The following is a 16,284-nucleotide window of genomic DNA, read 5'->3' on the forward strand; positions in this document are numbered from 1 at the left end:
TCCTGTAGGGGCGTTAACGATAGTTATGCGTAAGCTAACGGCCGTTTTGCTCCGCAACATGAAACGCCCCTACCACAAAAATATTACAATTGAAATAAGATTGCTATAGCTAATAGCTGAATACTTCCGTTTAGTCTATTATTTACTCAATTTAGCAAAATCAAGATCGAGTAGTTTTCCTAAGTCTCTCACCACATCATAATCTTTATCTGTAATTAATTGAAATCCATCTGCTTTAAATGGTTTTAGTATCGCTTCATCTTCTAATTCTAAAAATGCCTGTTTAATTTGTGTTTTAAGTTCAGGTTTTAAATCAGAACGCATTGTCCAAGGATATTGAGGGAAAGGTTGAGATTCAGCAATAACAATTACCTTATTTTTATCAATTGTTCCCTTCTCAATTAAAGCATTAAAAATTGGTTTACTCAAACCTCCTGCTTGTGCATTTCCATTGGCAACAGCAACAGCAACCGCATCATGGGCACCCGCAAAAACTTCTTGATAATTTTCCCCAGGTTTTAATCCTTTTTCCATTAACATTGACTTGGGAATTAGGTGACTAGAAGTAGAAGCTTGATCCCCATAAGCCATGACTTTTCCTTCTATTTTTTGATATGAATCAATTCCTGATTCTGCATTACCAATAACTACGGCTTTATAGGTAGTTTTTCCATCTTTTTCTAAAGCAGCAAAGGGTTCAATATCACTTTTAGTTTTCGCTAAAACGTAAGATAACGGACCAAAATAGGCTAAATCTAAACGTCCTTTACTAGCTACTTCAATCATAGAAGAATAATCGGTACTGACAAATAATTCAATATCTTTATTTAGTTGATTTTCTAAATAAGTCTCAAGTCCTTTATTATTTTGAATTACAGTATTTGCAGATTCATCTGGTAATAAAGCAACAATTAATTTTTCAGGGTTGGCTTTTGTATCTGCTTGTGTAGATTGATTTTCTGTATTTGATGTTTGAGTATTAGAATTACTACAACTGACTAAACCTAACCAAGCTAAAAAAAGCACTGTCAAAAAATTTTTTTTGAGGATTAAACTGAACATAATCTTTCTTTCTTAAACAATTAACGAAATAATTATAAGTATTATCTATAAAAAGTCAATCCCCTTTTTTTTAATGTGTTGTAGATAACATTTATGCAGTCTTATAGTTCATAAAAATATAGTCAAATATGACATATCCTCTTGCATTGCAGGTGTTATCCTAACTGGGTGAACTACAGTCAAAAGTAAGATTTCATAAGCTCAAAACTTTGACCATTTCACGGAAGTCAAAAGTCAAAAGTCAAAAGTCATGCATTAAGATTTTATCGGCTCAAAACTTTAACTATACAGTAATTTCAGGAAATTATTTCACATTTAAAGTTTGAAACTATTTGTGACATCTTTAAAGTGAATTGTTATTACTTAACGATAGTGTTTGATAAATTTCTTCAAGTTGGTGGTTTTTTATCTCTGAAGGACTACCATCAAAGAGAATTGTCCCTTTACCTAATCCAATAATACGGTCGGCATATTCTAAAGCTAAATCAACTTGATGTAAACTAACTAAAGCTCCAATTCCATCTTCTTGACAAATCTTTCGTAAATTGGATAAAACTTGATGAGAACTGGTAGGGTCTAAACTAGCGATGGGTTCATCAGCTAAGAGAAATTTAGGTTGTTGGGCTAAAGCACGAGCAATTCCTACTCGTTGTTGTTGTCCTCCACTTAAAGCTTTAACGGGTGTTAAAGCTTTGTCTAATAAACCTAATCTTTCTAGACAGTTTAAGGCAATATATTGATCTTTTTTAGGAAGAGGAAATAAACTTCTCAGAGTAGAATGATAAGCTAAACGACCTACTAGAACATTTTTTAGAGCAGTTTGTCGAGGAATTAATTGATGTTGTTGAAAAATCATTCCTGTTCTTTGACGATGTTTTTGTAATATTTTGGAGCGATCTAAATTAGCTAATCCTTCAGCAATGACTTGTCCACTGGTAGGGTAAGTAAGAAAGTTTATACAGCGTAAGAGAGTAGATTTTCCAGCTCCAGAAGACCCTAAAATTACCGTAAATTCCCCTTGAATAAATTCAACAGAAATGTTATGTAAAGCTATTGTTCCATCTGGATAAGTCACTGCTAAATTATTCAGAGAAATCATAATGCTTAATTAGTTAAATGATTAATTAATTTTTCCTAGAGTTTACTTTTAATATCAATGTTTGGTCAAGTATATTTTGTGAAATTATTATTTAAATATCCGCAAGTATATATATAGCAATCTTATTTTATTCGTCTCAAAAATCTTACTGCTTTTTAGGGAACAGGGAACAGGGAACAGGGAACAAGAAACAGGTAAGAGTTTCAGTTTTTTTATTTAGTTTTTGATTACCCGCAACCTATGCGCGGATTGCTATATAGGGCGTAGCCCTAGGTAATAGGCAATAGGGAATAGGGAATAGTAAACTGTCAAAGAGTTTCAAGATATATAAATGTCCTAACCTTAATGCGTAGTAGTCAACCACAATGATTTTGACAAGTTGCCTTTCTGAAAATACTTAGATGTTAGAATCTAATTACCTATCATAATTTTTATGGCAGACTAGTAGCGCTATATTTAAAAAGTTTAGGCAAGCTAGAATTTTTTAAAATTGATATGAACGAAGTTAAAATTCAAAGGGAATATGATCGACTTGCTAATACTTACGATTTACGCTGGCGGAGTTATATTATTAATACTCTTACTTTTCTCTACAATTGGGAGAAAATTCAGCCACAAGCAAGAATTCTAGATGTTGCTTGTGGAACAGGGGAATTTGAAAGACTCTTGCTCGAAAAAAATCCGACACAGAAAATTGTAGGAATTGATATATCTGAAAAAATGTTAGATTTAGCTAGGCAAAAATTTGATACTTTTTCTAATGTCGAGTTTAAACAAGCTTCAGTTCATTCACTACCCTTTGAAAGTCATTATTTTGATGTAGTTGTATGTGGTAATTCTTTTCATTTTTTTGACAAACCTCAATTAGCATTAGAAGAAATGAAACGGGTAGTAAAACATAATGGAAAAGTGATAATTCTTGACTGGAACAAAGATTATTTTTTTTGTAGAATTTGCGACTGGTTATTACAAATTTTCGATCCTGCTTATCAACAATGTTATACCCAAGCTGAATTACATCAGTTCTTGGTATCTGCCAACTTTAAACTACATGGTGCAACTAAATTTCGTTTCGGAGTTATTTGGGGAATGATGGTTGTAAAAGCTGTACCAAAAATACCCTGTTAAATACTGATGATTAATACTAATTACGTTGGTGGTGCCAATAGTATGGGAAGTGTGGGAGGTGTGGGGAACTTGGGGAGATGGCGGCATTTTTCTACTTTATTTCTCCTATTTTATTTCTCAATCTCCTGACTACTGACTCCTTTGCCAAAAAACCTCACCTTTGCGGAGATACACTTAGGGCTTTTATAGCAGTTTTCACTTAAGTAGACCACAGTAGAAATCTTCCATGGAACATCCCTACAGAAGTAGTAATTCGCTACACCGACGCCTTAAAATTTACCGGAGGCGACTATGAATTTGTCTTTCCTATGGTTGTCGGACCTCGTTATAATCCTGGAAATTCTAATTTAGGAAGCTTCCCAGAAAAATCAATTCATTTAGCAAGTTTACCTGGAACAAGCTCCATTCCTAACTTACTTTCTCAAACTTTAGAAACTCCACCAAAAGAACGCTCAGACAATGATATAAATGTCACAATTGAAATTGACGCTGGAGTACCAATTTCTAATATTATTTCTCCCTCACATCAAATCCAAACACAAACAATTTCTGCTGAAGGATTACCATCTATTACTCAGATACAACTCAACCAAGCTGATACTATCCCCAATAAAGATTTAGTTCTCCGTTACCAAGTAGCTGGCAAAGAAACCCAATCCACAGTTGTCTCCCAAGCCGACAATAAAGGCGGGCATTTTGCAGTTTATTTAATTCCAGCCCTGGAATATCAAGCCAAAGAAATTGTCCCGAAAGATGTAGTCTTCTTGATGGATACATCCGGTTCCCAAAGCGGTGCCCCCTCGAACAATCAAAAGTATTAATGCGCCGTTTTCTTCAGGGATTAAATCCTGACGATACCTTTACTATTATTGACTTTGCAAATAGTAGTCGAACATTATCAAGCAAACCTCTAGCTAATACTCCAGCTAACCGGAAAAAAGCCATAAATTATGTTAACAAATTGGCAGTTAATGGAGGTACAGAATTATTAAATGGTATTGATACTGTCCTGAATTTTCCCCCTGCAAAAAATGGTCGGTTGCGCAGTATTGTCTTATTAACAGATGGCTTAATAGGTAATGAAAATCAAATCATTTCTCGAATACAAAAACAACTGCAACCAGGCAACCGTCTTTATAGTTTTGGTGTCGGTAGTTCCGTCAACCGTTATTTATTGAACCGACTCGCAGAAGTAGGTCAGGGTACAGTTCATGTAGTCCGTCACGATGAGTCTGTCAATGCAGTAACAGAAAAGTTTTTCAATGAAATAAATAACCCAGTGCTGACAAATATTGAGGTGAAATGGCAAGGTTTGGGAGAAACGCCAGAAATTTTCCCCCTTAAACCCGCTGACTTGTTTGCTCAAGAACCCTTAGTTTTGTACGGACGCAAACAAGACCGACTCAACGGAAATTTACAAATAACCGCAGTTGCTGCTGGTGGTAAACGTTATCAAAAAACCTTTCCCTTGCGCTTCGACTCCAATAGTGGCAATGAAGCGATCGCTCAACTTTGGGGACGAGCAAAAATTAAACAGTTAATGTTGTCAACGACTAATGGGGAGACACCAGAAACAATAAATGCTATAACAAATTTTGCTTTAGGTTATCAGTTGATGTCGAAATATACTGCATTTGTGGCGGTGAGTGATGACCAACGAGTTGACCCCAATAACCCCAGTCGTCAAGCGGAAGTGAAAAAACAGACTCCTGATGGGATGATGGGTATTCCAGAACCTAGTTTTGTTTGGGCGATATTATTATTTGGTTTGTATTTGGGTTGGAAACACTGGGTGCAGTGGCAAAAGATGAAAGTTAATGTTGATATATAACTCATTTGAGATCTATTTAAAAAGAGAGGGGGGAGATGGAGAGATGGGGTGTATTGGAGTATTTTTCAATATTTTTCTCGTATTGCCTAATTCCCACTCTGGACTCCGTGCCTCAAAAATTTAATCCCGGGGGGAGAGAGATACCTTCAGGGGTTCTATAACTAGAGTTTGCTGAAAAAGTCTTATGGTTGAAGGTAGAATTTAGAAGTCTGAATTTAGAGGAGTTAGGAGGCAGAAATATCCCTCGATTTTTTTATCCTTATCTACTCCTCAGAAGTCATCTATGACTGAGTTTCATTATTTAGCAATGTCCGCGTCCTTTGCTTCGACTGCTATATGAAAAAGCTTTATTATCTTATGATAATTATGGCAAACTTATTAATTGATAATTGATTAATTTAGGAAAATTAAATAGGGTTTGCTGAATAAATCTAAAAGCATTTACAGACAAAGGTTTTAGCCTTTTTTGTGGTAAAAAAGTGCCAGCTTTTTGCTCCCTGAAGCTGAAAATATGAGGATTTTGAGTAGATAAGGGCGGAAAAACTGAGGGACAATTGTTTCTCCTACATACTCTGTAATTCCTCCTGACTCCTGACTCCTGACTCCTGACTCCTACCCTTACCCATAAGACTTTTTCAGCAAACCCTAAATATAGTTAGTTTTGTAGTGAGGAAAATTTAAGTGCAAGTTAAACAAGTTATTGAGACGCTAAAGTTAGATTTACCAACTTTGTTTGAAAAAGATATTTCCTACGATATCTATACTAGAGATATTTTTTTTAAAGACCCGGTAAATACTTTTAAGTGGAAGTTTAATTATCGGATTATTTTTTGGACTTTACGCTTTCACGGTGGGCTATTTTTTACGGAACTCTATTTTGATTTACATGATGTTCAGCAAACAGCAGAAGATATAATTTTGGCAAATTGGACTGTGCGTGGTGTGTTAAGAGTTCCTTGGAAAGCTAAGATTTTTTTTAATGGTTATTCTACTTATAAGTTTAATCAAGATGGATTGATTTATGAACATATTGATACTTGGGATAGGAAACCAGGTGAAATATTAAAGCAGTTTTTCCAGAAGGGATAATACCAAATCTCAAAAATTTTGCTACATCTGATTGGGTGGAGAAGTTTAGGGAGTGTGGGAGGTGTAGGGAGAGTTCATTAATTGATAATTGATAATGGATAATGAATAATGGATAATTACCTCTGGTTAAAACCGTTCGGGAATTGAAGATAAGGAAATATCCTAGCACTTTTTTCTCTTGAAATAGAAGGCAATAAAGCCGAATTAATTAATTATCAATTATAAATTATCCATTGGTAAATATAGGAATAATCTATACTTACTGGCTGATAATTGTCAAAAATAGACTTTTAATTCGGCTAATTACTTGAGTTTTGAAGTCTCGGCGAAGTATAGTATTAATCCATGGTAATTGGGATAATAAACGTTGTACATAAATATAGTCATATACAGTAAAATAATGTCAAATATTTTGGTTTATTTGTACTAAGCAGATAGTAAATATTTGACAAAATTTAAGAACTCTCGACCTGATGTTTAATGGTACAATGAAATTGGCTCAGAATTGCCGACTCAATAATTATAAAAATTCCGAACTTCTCAGAGCATTTAGTAATTTTAACCCCTTGATTTATGAAGTTAGTTCAGAGACATATTATTCAAGAAAATCATCGGTTTTATCCGGAAATTGACCGACTGTGTTTCTTGTCAAAAAATCTCTATAACTATGCTAATTATGCGGGCATCTTGCCCGCTAGTAGTGTACCTGACTGAGATGAAATTTGCTATAAATTATTCCTGTAATATCGTGTCCGGATAATTAGTAATAAAAAAAGTTAAAGTTTTTGTTTGTAGTAGGGCTTTAGCCCGATAATAGATAGATAGGGCTAAAGCCCTACTACAAGCTTTAATTATAACTATTCAAGCGGAAATGATACAACTTAAGAAGTTGTTTGTACAATACAGCAGATTCCAGATTAATATGGTACATTTGATAGGGTAAATATTTTTTTGCTTGTTTCCTATAAAATTCCCCATCTTTCCTACTCCCTAAAACCATCAATATATGTACTTTATCAAGTAGGAAATTGCTGTAATTATTAGGGCAAGCAAAACACACTCCCCTGAAAATATTTCGCTATCTTTAGTCTCTAATTGGAGAAATTTCAGCCATATCTAATATTTGGGGAATTAAGTCTTCTCGCTTAATTGCCATGAGATGAACTCCATGACAAATATTGCTTGCCATCTTCACTTGTTCGGCAGCAATTTTTATTCCTTCTTGTAAAGGTTTTTCCGCATTTGCCAAACGATTAATAATATGTTCTGGTATATCAACTCCCGGCACATACTTATTCAGAAAAGCAGCATTTTTGGCAGATTTTAGTAAAAATATTCCCGCTAAAATTGGCTTATTACTATCTACTGCAACTTGATTCATAAATTTTTCTAGTTTATCAAAATCAGAAATTAATTGACTTTGAAAAAATTGAGACCCTGCTAATAATTTACGTTCAAATCGTCTTTTTAATCCTGACCAACTAGGGGACTGAGGGTCTACCGCAGCACCTACAAATAAATCTGTTGGTCCATCTGGTAAAGCTTTCTCATTCCAGTCCATGCCTTGATTTAACTTAGCAATCATTTTTAATAGACGTGTAGACTCCATGTCAAATACACTTCTGGCGTCTTTGTGGTCTCCTGCTTTTACAGGGTCGCCAGTTAGGGCCAAAATATTGTGAAGTCCTAAAGCTGAAGCTCCCATCAAGTCAGCTTGTAAAGCTATACGATTGCGATCGCGACAAGCTACTTGAAATATTGGCTCTAGGCCAATATTTTTCAAGATGATGGAAGCTGCTAATGAGGACATTCTCAATACGGCACGACTACCATCAGTAATATTAACTGCATGAACTCTACCCTTGAGAGTTTCAGCCATTTTAATCATGTGAGTGGGGTCAGCTCCCTTGGGTGGTGCTACTTCAGCAGTGATTAAAAATTCTCCAGATTTTACGGCATTACGAAATTTATTCATTTATATTATTTCTTTACTATGTTTAACTGTATAGATTAACTATGATGATAATTGTTGTTAGTTATTAATCAATATTGAAGCATTCATATATTAGCTATGAAGTTATTAACTAATTATTTTTTCCTATTCCCTATTACCTATTCCCTATTAATGAATAACCCAAAGCTTTTTTAACTTTTTCTAGAGTTTGATTAGCGATCGCTCCTGCTTTTTCCTTTCCTTCAGCTAAAATAGATTCCAGATAACCTTTATCATCCATTACTGCCTTATATTTTGTTTGAATTGGAGTTAAAGCTTCAATAGTTGCCTCAGTTAATAAAGGCTTAAATTTACCCCATCCCATATCTTGACATTCTGTTATTACCTCTTCCTTTGTTTTATCTGAAAATAACCCATAAAGAGTCAATAAATTATTACATTCAGGTCTTTCAGGATTATCAAATTCCAAACCTTTAACTGGATCTGTTTTACAACGTTTAATTTTTTTAGTAATTACATCTGGTGGATCTAATAGATTAATTCTACTCAATTCTGAAGGGTCAGATTTAGACATTTTACTAGTACCATCTGTCAAACTCATTACCCGCGCACCCTCTTTTCTAATCAAAGGATCTGGTAATTTTAATATAGTTTCTCCCTGACCAAATTGATGATTAAATCTAACTGCTATATCGCGGGTAAGTTCTAAATGTTGTTTTTGGTCTTCTCCCACAGGAACTTTATCTGCATCATAAAGTAGGATATCTGCAGCCATCAAAACTGGATAATCCAATAAACCTGTACCTACATTTTCTCCCTGTTTAATTGCTTTTTCCTTAAATTGAATCATATCTGTCAACCAATTCAGGGGAGTAATACAGTTGAGAAACCATGTCAATTCACTATGGGCAGGAATGTGAGATTGTACAAATATTGTAGAATAATTCAGGTCTATACCGCAGGCCAAATATAAAGCAGCAATAGTGTAGGTATCTGTAGCTAGTGTAGCCGGATTATGGGGTACTGTAATGGCGTGTAAATCTACTACACAGAAAAAATTGTCGTATTCTTCTTGTCCTTCTACCCAGTTACGAATTGCGCCTAAATAGTTACCAATATGAAGGTTTCCAGTTGGTTGAACTCCAGAGAGTACGCGCTGTTTACCCATTATTTCTCTAACTTTAGTTGTTCAAAATTAATTAATACTTAAGAATAACATATTGAGTGCCTGGTTGAATATTCTCTGCACGCAAGTCAAAAATCAAAAGCCAAAAGTCATTTCAGTTATCATTAGTCCAGTAGGGAGCCTTAAGCGCTTACTACAAACTACGATTGAACTATTAAATATTACGTTGCGCCGTAACGCACGGCTGACTTGTACTGGACTGACACAACTAAAATATTACGTTACGACGGATTCCTAAATACCTTTCACAGCTTAAATTTTAGCCGTAAATACACACCCTACAAGTTTTGCTTAACCCAGATGTTAAAAATGCCAAAGTACCAGATCAAAATCTCATAGTAATTATTGGATGAATAGTTGACAAATAAAACAAGATATATTTCAATCAAAATATTGACTTAAATTTACCATTAAATGCAAATAATTATCCCTAAATCAAGATAAGAATATTTCTGAATCAAAATATAATGAAGCCAAAAATCAATAATGTTACTGCCTGGAAACAAGCAGAGTTACTAATGCAACCTGCCTTTATTAGAATTCTAGATCATATTCGGAAAAAACTAGAAAATTCTGTCTGGCAAGGTACTTATGAAGAAGTACAAACGCCAATTCCAGGTTATAGATTAGATTTAGAATATCAAGACAAAAAAATTAGTATTAATGTCTGGGAACTCTGCTATCAAGTTTGTTTTAGCAACTATCTTTCTACTCATTCTGCTGACGAAACAGTAGAAGTTGAGATTGACATTAGTCTACTTAATCAAGAAGGAAATGTTAATTGGGATCTTCTTGATGAAAAAGCTCTAAAAGTAGTAGAAAATATGATGGCAGATTTACCAATGGATAATTGATAATTGATAATTAGATATAGTTTTCATTATCCAGTATTCATTATCAATTAATAAGATTTCTACACTTGGTTCAATTCTGTCGGTTTTAACCAGAGGTAATTATTCATTAATGAACTAAATCAGTGAGCAGTTAACAGTTCAGTTATATCTATTCTATTAGCAGGGAAGATACCTATAAAATAACTTTTAACTTCGTTAAATTTATTTTATTTCTAGAGAAATTCTTTGAGAAAAAAAAATATTTGTACAAACAAAAATCAAGATTAAATTAAAACTATGAACGAGAAACTACAAAATATTCAAACATCTAATGGAGCAACTTTTCAAGACTCCATTCCAGTTAGTTTTGGTAACGATACTCAAGCAATAGAAGCAATAAAACAGGGAGTAGCTATATGCGATCGCTCATATTGGGGACTAATAGAAATTTCAGGCGATGACCGTCTAAGGTTTCTCCATAACCAAAGCACCAATAACTTCAAAATTCTTCAACCAGGGCAAGGTTGTGACACAGTTTTCGTCACACCCACCGCTCGCACCATTGACTTAGCAACAGCTTACGTTACAGAAAATGCTGTTTTGTTGCTAGTCTCTCCCATCCGTTGTCAACAGTTAGTGGAATGGTTTGACCGTTATCTCTTCCCCATGGATAAAGTAGAAGTAAAAGAGATCGGTAGTGAATACGCCATATTGAGTCTTATTGGAGTAGAAAGCAAAAACTCGATCGCAAAATTAGCAGGTACAACTCCTCCAGATGCACCTGACGCTAGTCATCAGTTAATGAGTCTGGGAAATGTAGAAATTCGAGTGGCTGTCGGTAGTGGTTTAGCAACGGAGGGATACACTTTGATAGTACCCGTGAATAATACTGCTGAAGTTTGGCAAATGTTGGTAGAAGTAGGAGCAGTACCTATGGGCGATCGCCTGTGGCAACAACTGAGAATACAACAAGGTCGCCCCGCACCAGACTACGAACTTACCGATGACTACAACCCTCTGGAAGCAGGTTTATGGAATACTATTTCTTTTGAGAAAGGTTGTTATATTGGTCAAGAAACTATTGCCCGTTTAAACACATATAAAGGTGTAAAACAAAGACTTTGGGGAGTGCGTTTAAATGGGAAAGCAGAATTAGGAAATGTCGTACAAGTTGGAGATGAAAAAGTTGGAAAATTAACAAGTTGTACGGAAACTAATGATGGTTATTTTGGTTTAGTTTATATTAGAACAAAAGCAGGAGGAGTAGGTTTAAAAGTGCAAGTAGGAAATGTAGAAGGAGAAGTAGTTGAAGTGCCTTTTTTAAGTCATCAATATTTTGATAGTTAAGAGATTGATTGAACCAATAATCTTACCGAAAAATTAAGGTATAAAGCCTCTCCATTCATGGAGAAAAAGCGGTCGTTTGCGGAGCAGTCCGTAGTGGCGCGTCAAGCATAAAATGGTGGAATAGATTTTTGAGTAAAAGCTTTGAAAAATTAGCATCGTACCATTTTCGTAAAGTAACATTTCAGGCTTGACACGGCAGTAGGATGGGATGGCGAGGTCTCCGTTCCCTCCGGGACGCTATCCTACGGAATGCTCCGCAAACGCGTTTCATGTCGCGCAGCGAAACGCTAGCCTCCAATCGACCAAGACAGGGGTCGTTTGCGAAGCATTCCGTCAGGATGGGATGGCGAGGTTTCCCGCTCTTGCAGATCCTATCAGCAAACGACCGGTTTTTCATCCCCTGGAAAGGGGAGGCTTTATACCTTATTTCTTGGTCAGATTAAAAAGTCATATTATGTCCAGATAATTAGCGAGAAAACTCCATTCCGAGATGCGCGATCGACAAACTTTCTCCTTATCATAATTTCTTTTTTTTCTTCTTCCTCCTGACTGTTTCCTTCTTATTATTTATATAGCAATCCGCGCATAGGTTGCGGGTAATCAAAAAGTAAATAAAAAAACTGAAACTCTTACCTGTTCCCTATTCCCAGTTAAGTGTTCCCTAAAAAGCAGTAAGATTTTTGACACGAATATACAGGGGATTGCTATAACTATTCAATCAGAAATTATATAACTTTTAATAACACTTGCATGACCAGCAATAATCTGTAAGGAACCTGCGGAAGATATTGACCATACACGGGTGTAACGAATATGTTCATCAATTATTTGATCATTATATTTGCCCAAAAGGTGCATTTGAACTGAAACAACCGAAAAACCTTCATTGAGCTGAATGTGTTGTTCTGAGGGTATTAGCTCCGTTAGCTTGAGAACTCCACAACGGTGCATCTCAAGATCTTGCTCCTTAGAAACAAGTTGCCCAAGATGGTTCGTAAAGATTAACTCTGGCGCAATAAGTATGTCTAGTTCAGCTACATCAGATGTCAACATAGCTTGCCGAAGGCGTTCCTCTAGCTCAATAATTTGTGATTTGAAATATTTACCCACAAAAACAAATCCTTGTAAAATCCTAACTATTATATCTTTCCATAAAAGGTTCTGAAACCCTTATAGCACTCTTCCAAAATCAGTATTTTTGGAGATATCTATTAGACATCTGGTGATAATTAAAAATCAAATCAATTATCGTCCATAAATCATTAATTATTTCCCCCTACTCCCTACTCCCTACTCCCTACTCACTCTTTTCCGGAGAGGTCTATTAACTATATCGTAGTTGCACTGCATTTTTTTTATGAAATAAAAATACTTCTTTTTTTGTCCCAAAATATTACAGATATAGCACTACACATTAAATTCAGTCAGAGATTACTTTTAACTTTTAACTTGCGCGTAGTGCTATACCAACAGCCTAACAAATTATCACAAATTGTTATAAAATTAAATTAAACATTATCAAAAAATTTATGACTGCAACAACTCCTACCCTTAATCCTTTCTTAACCAATAATTTCGCTCCCGTTAAAGAAGAAATAACCGCCGATGACCTCAAAGTTATCGGGGAACTACCTCCCGATCTCTCAGGAATGTTTGTGCGTAATGGCCCCAACCCACAATTTCAACCGATCGGTCAATATCACTGGTTTGACGGCGATGGAATGGTCCATGGAGTCAGAATAAAAGACGGTAAAGCATCTTATCGCAACCGCTATGTACGCACCAGCAAATTCCAGGTAGAAAACCAGGAAGGTAAAGCAGTATGGCCAGGATTATTAGAACCCTCCCAACCAGATAATTCCCAAAGCACCGATGTCAATACAGCTAACACTGCTCTCGTGTACCATGCCAATCATTTTTATGCTCTGTGGGAAGGTGGTGGCGGTGCACCTTACGACATTAAACTGCCTGAGTTGGATACTATTGGCAAACAGACTTTTAACAACAAGCTTGAATCTGCTTTTACTGCCCATCCTAAAGTTGATGCTGTAACAGGAGAAATGATGTTTTTCGGTTACTCAGTAGCTCAACCTCCGTTTTTACAATATGGGGTTGTTTCGGCAAATGGAGAATTGCTGCGGACAATACCTATAGATTTGCCTGTGGGAGTAATGATGCACGACTTTGCCATTACAGAAAACTATAGTATATTTTTCGATTTACCGATGACTTTTCGCCCAGAAAGAATAGAAAAAAGTCAATTTCCACTAATGTTTGAGTCAGAGACACCCAGTCGCTTCGGTATTATTCCACGTCATGGTGATAGTGGGGAAGTGCGTTGGTTTGAAACTCCAGGTTGTTTTGTTTGGCATACTCTCAATGCTTATGAGGAAGGAGATGAGGTTGTATTGGTTACTTGTCGGGTGAACTCTACTAATGTATTTGTGTCTAATGAAAGCGATCGCCTCCCTGATGGAGATATTCCTTATTTACATCGTTGGCGGTTTAACTTGAAAACTGGAGAAGTAAAAGAGAAACAGCTAGATGATGTACCTTCTGAGTTTCCCCGTGTTAATGAAGAATTATTAGGGCGAAAGACGCGGTATGGTTATTCGGCAAGAATGGCACCAGGAACTTCTCCTTTGTTTGACGGATTGATTAAATATGACTTGGATACAGGGAAGTCAGAAACCCATGAGTTTGGTAAAGGGCGTTATAGTGGAGAGGCAGTCTTTGCACCTCGACTCAATGCTAGTAGCGAAGATGATGGTTGGTTGGTGACTTATGTTTATGATGAAAATACTCAGACTTCTGAGTTGGTAGTAGTGAATGCTCAGGATATGAGTGGGGAAACTGTAGCGCGAGTGATTATTCCCCAGCGAGTGCCTTATGGTTTTCATGCTGCATGGGTGACAGAGGCGCAGTTGAGTTAAGTATTATAGCACTACAAAAAAGTGTTAGGGAATTAATAAAATTGAAATCCTTTACAACCAATAGTTTTGTCTGAATAAATGAAGCGCGGGGTGAAAATAATCCCCGCTTAATATTTTATTTTTAGCTTGATAAAATTAATCAAAAAATTACTTGAACTGACTTATTAATTGTTGTATCAACTGACTTTGTTCTTTAACTTGATTTTCTAAAGTTATAATTCTTTTCTCTAGAAATTTTACTTGTTGTTTTAAGTCTTGCTCTTCAGGTTCTATTCCTGTTTCTGTTTTCTTATTAGTACCATTATTAAATGCTGTAACAACTTGTTTCCAACTGCGACTACTCAGTTTAATACCATGAGTATCTTTGAGATATTTATATGCAGAATTACAATTTTTGAAACGTGCCTTTAAAGATTTTTCTGTCCAATTATTTGCTTCTTTGAGTAGTTCCCGATCCAAAACATTAGAAGATGGAAGTTGAGCTTGAGATTCAACTAAATTAGTAGTCGTTGCATCTATCTCACTTTGAGCATAATTGTAACCAACTTTCAGAGCAGTTTCAGCAATCATAAAAGAATTTTCGGTTAGTTCATCACCGAGTAATTGCATTTGGTTAATACCCTTTTTTATATTTTTAAGCTGCTGAGTAGTTTCTTGAAGTGATTCTGTTAGTTTACCCATATTCTTTTTCTATTTATTCTCTAGTAGTTGACGATTAATGTTAATTGTACTTTCTTCTTCCCAACTTACTAGATTGGGTTGTGCTGATTTCATAGGTATTAAATCTTTAATATCAGTATTTAAAAGTTTGTTAGCAGCTTTCATTATAGCTCTAAAACGATCCAATCCTGACATTACATTTTTGTTTTTCTCAATATTTTCATAAACAGATTCAAACTCACCTATTAATTGATTTGTTGCCTCCAATTGAATTGTTAAGTTGTCTACTTGGTTAGTTAGTTCATCTCCCTCTTGTTGTAATCTAGTATTTGTCTCAACACTATGAGATAATGCTTGTCTTAATTTCTGCTTTTCTAACTTATATTTATCAATTACCTTTAAAGACTTATTTAAGTTATCTTTGAGTTTTAAAAATTTTTCTCTCTCTTCTTTTCTACCTCTAACTAACTGGGACCTACTCAATGATAAACTTTTATAATTTTGGCGTAATTCTTGATACTGTGCTTCTAGCTCATCCCGTTTTAACTTTTGAATATGTAGAGGAAATTGATTAACACTTTTATAATTTTTGTAGCCAGAAGTAGCAGTATTTTGTTTAGGTGATTCACATTTTTTTCCCATCGTGCAATCCTGGATTATTTGAGATTTTTTTGTAAACTAATATAGTTTAAATCATTCTATTTATGATTGACAATAGAGATTATACATAATATGAGAAATTTTGCTGGTTATCTAAAACAAAGTTAATCCAGTAAAATTACTGACAGTAGCTAAAGCTCAGTTTGTGTAGGGTGCTTAAAGGCGAGAATAATCATAAAAAATGATACAATGATATTGAAGAGAAGAAATACTAGAGACTCGTAGTCTGTTTCCTTTGGCAAAATGAAAAACTAAATTATATCATGTCCGTTTGAATAGTGATAATTAAAGCTCGTAGTTGGGCTTTAGCCCGAAACATAGATATTTATAGGGCTAAAGCCCAACTACAAACAAAAACTTTTTTATCACTAATTATCCGGACATGATATTACTCAATATTTGCCAACCTGACTACTAACATTTTCACCAAAAGGATAGTAATAATTGCAATAATTTGACAAACCTATTTCCCAAAAACTTCTAGATATTGCTAATAAAAAAA

At 35.1% G+C, this 16,284-nt stretch carries 15 protein-coding genes; 8 read left to right on the top strand and 7 right to left on the bottom strand.

The genetic code is table 11. The annotated features are described in order from the left end of the window. Positions 1-138: 138 nt before the first annotated feature. Positions 139-1,062, bottom strand: a complete 924-nt coding sequence (phnD, locus tag ACP6PM_RS09100; protein WP_426583847.1) for a phosphate/phosphite/phosphonate ABC transporter substrate-binding protein — start codon at positions 1,060-1,062, stop codon at positions 139-141. A gap of 343 nt (positions 1,063-1,405) precedes the next feature. Next, positions 1,406-2,161 (bottom strand): phosphonate ABC transporter ATP-binding protein, encoded by a 756-nt coding sequence (gene phnC / locus ACP6PM_RS09105; protein WP_426583849.1) that lies wholly within the window; start codon positions 2,159-2,161, stop codon positions 1,406-1,408. A 495-nt stretch (positions 2,162-2,656) separates the two neighbouring features. On the opposite strand from phnC, the gene ACP6PM_RS09110 reads away from it, so the two are divergent. The 5 genes from ACP6PM_RS09110 to ACP6PM_RS09130 all read left to right on the top strand — a co-directional run bounded on the left by ACP6PM_RS09110 (position 2,657) and on the right by ACP6PM_RS09130 (position 6,923). Beyond that, positions 2,657-3,289, top strand: coding sequence for a class I SAM-dependent methyltransferase (locus ACP6PM_RS09110; protein ID WP_426583851.1), 633 nt, complete (start codon positions 2,657-2,659; stop codon positions 3,287-3,289). A gap of 308 nt (positions 3,290-3,597) precedes the next feature. Then, a complete protein-coding gene (locus ACP6PM_RS09115) occupies positions 3,598-4,110 on the top strand; it encodes a hypothetical protein (protein WP_426583853.1) in 513 nt (170 codons plus the stop codon). Then, a complete protein-coding gene (locus ACP6PM_RS09120) occupies positions 4,110-5,120 on the top strand; it encodes a VWA domain-containing protein (RefSeq protein WP_426583855.1) in 1,011 nt (336 codons plus the stop codon). Before ACP6PM_RS09115 ends, ACP6PM_RS09120 begins: the two co-directional genes overlap by 1 nt. 681 nt (positions 5,121-5,801) lie before the next feature. Further along, positions 5,802-6,209, top strand: coding sequence for a DUF2358 domain-containing protein (locus ACP6PM_RS09125; RefSeq protein WP_426583857.1), 408 nt, complete (start codon positions 5,802-5,804; stop codon positions 6,207-6,209). 573 nt (positions 6,210-6,782) lie between these two features. Further along, complete coding sequence (locus ACP6PM_RS09130) at positions 6,783-6,923, top strand: hypothetical protein (RefSeq protein ID WP_426583858.1); 141 nt, start codon at positions 6,783-6,785, stop codon at positions 6,921-6,923. A gap of 370 nt (positions 6,924-7,293) precedes the next feature. Here the strand turns inward: ACP6PM_RS09130 and ACP6PM_RS09135 are convergent, their stop codons facing one another. Together ACP6PM_RS09135 and trpS are read right to left on the bottom strand one after the other, a co-directional pair. Next, positions 7,294-8,184, bottom strand: coding sequence for a methylenetetrahydrofolate reductase (locus ACP6PM_RS09135; protein WP_426583860.1), 891 nt, complete (start codon positions 8,182-8,184; stop codon positions 7,294-7,296). Positions 8,185-8,317: 133 nt separating this feature from the next. Then, a complete protein-coding gene (gene trpS / locus ACP6PM_RS09140) occupies positions 8,318-9,331 on the bottom strand; it encodes a tryptophan--tRNA ligase (RefSeq protein ID WP_426583862.1) in 1,014 nt (337 codons plus the stop codon). A gap of 485 nt (positions 9,332-9,816) precedes the next feature. Between trpS and ACP6PM_RS09145 the strand changes: the two genes are divergently transcribed. Together ACP6PM_RS09145 and ygfZ are read left to right on the top strand one after the other, a co-directional pair. Then, the gene (locus tag ACP6PM_RS09145) at positions 9,817-10,203 is read left to right on the top strand and encodes a hypothetical protein (RefSeq protein ID WP_426583864.1); all 387 of its coding nucleotides are present in this window, start codon (positions 9,817-9,819) and stop codon (positions 10,201-10,203) included. A 276-nt stretch (positions 10,204-10,479) separates the two neighbouring features. Then, positions 10,480-11,529 (top strand): CAF17-like 4Fe-4S cluster assembly/insertion protein YgfZ, encoded by a 1,050-nt coding sequence (gene ygfZ, locus ACP6PM_RS09150; RefSeq protein ID WP_426583866.1) that lies wholly within the window; start codon positions 10,480-10,482, stop codon positions 11,527-11,529. A gap of 714 nt (positions 11,530-12,243) precedes the next feature. On the opposite strand, the gene ACP6PM_RS09155 is transcribed toward ygfZ, so the two are convergent. Then, positions 12,244-12,639: a nuclear transport factor 2 family protein gene (locus ACP6PM_RS09155; protein ID WP_426583868.1), complete on the bottom strand. Its 396-nt coding sequence runs from the start codon at positions 12,637-12,639 to the stop codon at positions 12,244-12,246. 419 nt (positions 12,640-13,058) lie between these two features. Between ACP6PM_RS09155 and ACP6PM_RS09160 the strand changes: the two genes are divergently transcribed. Next, positions 13,059-14,462: a carotenoid oxygenase family protein gene (locus ACP6PM_RS09160; protein WP_426583870.1), complete on the top strand. Its 1,404-nt coding sequence runs from the start codon at positions 13,059-13,061 to the stop codon at positions 14,460-14,462. A 147-nt stretch (positions 14,463-14,609) separates the two neighbouring features. Here the strand turns inward: ACP6PM_RS09160 and ACP6PM_RS09165 are convergent, their stop codons facing one another. Together ACP6PM_RS09165 and ACP6PM_RS09170 are read right to left on the bottom strand one after the other, a co-directional pair. After that, positions 14,610-15,143, bottom strand: a complete 534-nt coding sequence (locus tag ACP6PM_RS09165; RefSeq protein ID WP_426583872.1) for a hypothetical protein — start codon at positions 15,141-15,143, stop codon at positions 14,610-14,612. Positions 15,144-15,152: 9 nt separating this feature from the next. Next, positions 15,153-15,764: a hypothetical protein gene (locus ACP6PM_RS09170; RefSeq protein WP_426583874.1), complete on the bottom strand. Its 612-nt coding sequence runs from the start codon at positions 15,762-15,764 to the stop codon at positions 15,153-15,155. Between the last annotated feature and the right edge of the window lie 520 nt (positions 15,765-16,284).

Origin of the sequence: Dapis brunnea BLCC-M229 (assembly GCF_050015995.1) — a bacterium.
GTDB lineage: Bacteria > Cyanobacteriota > Cyanobacteriia > Cyanobacteriales > Microcoleaceae > Trichodesmium.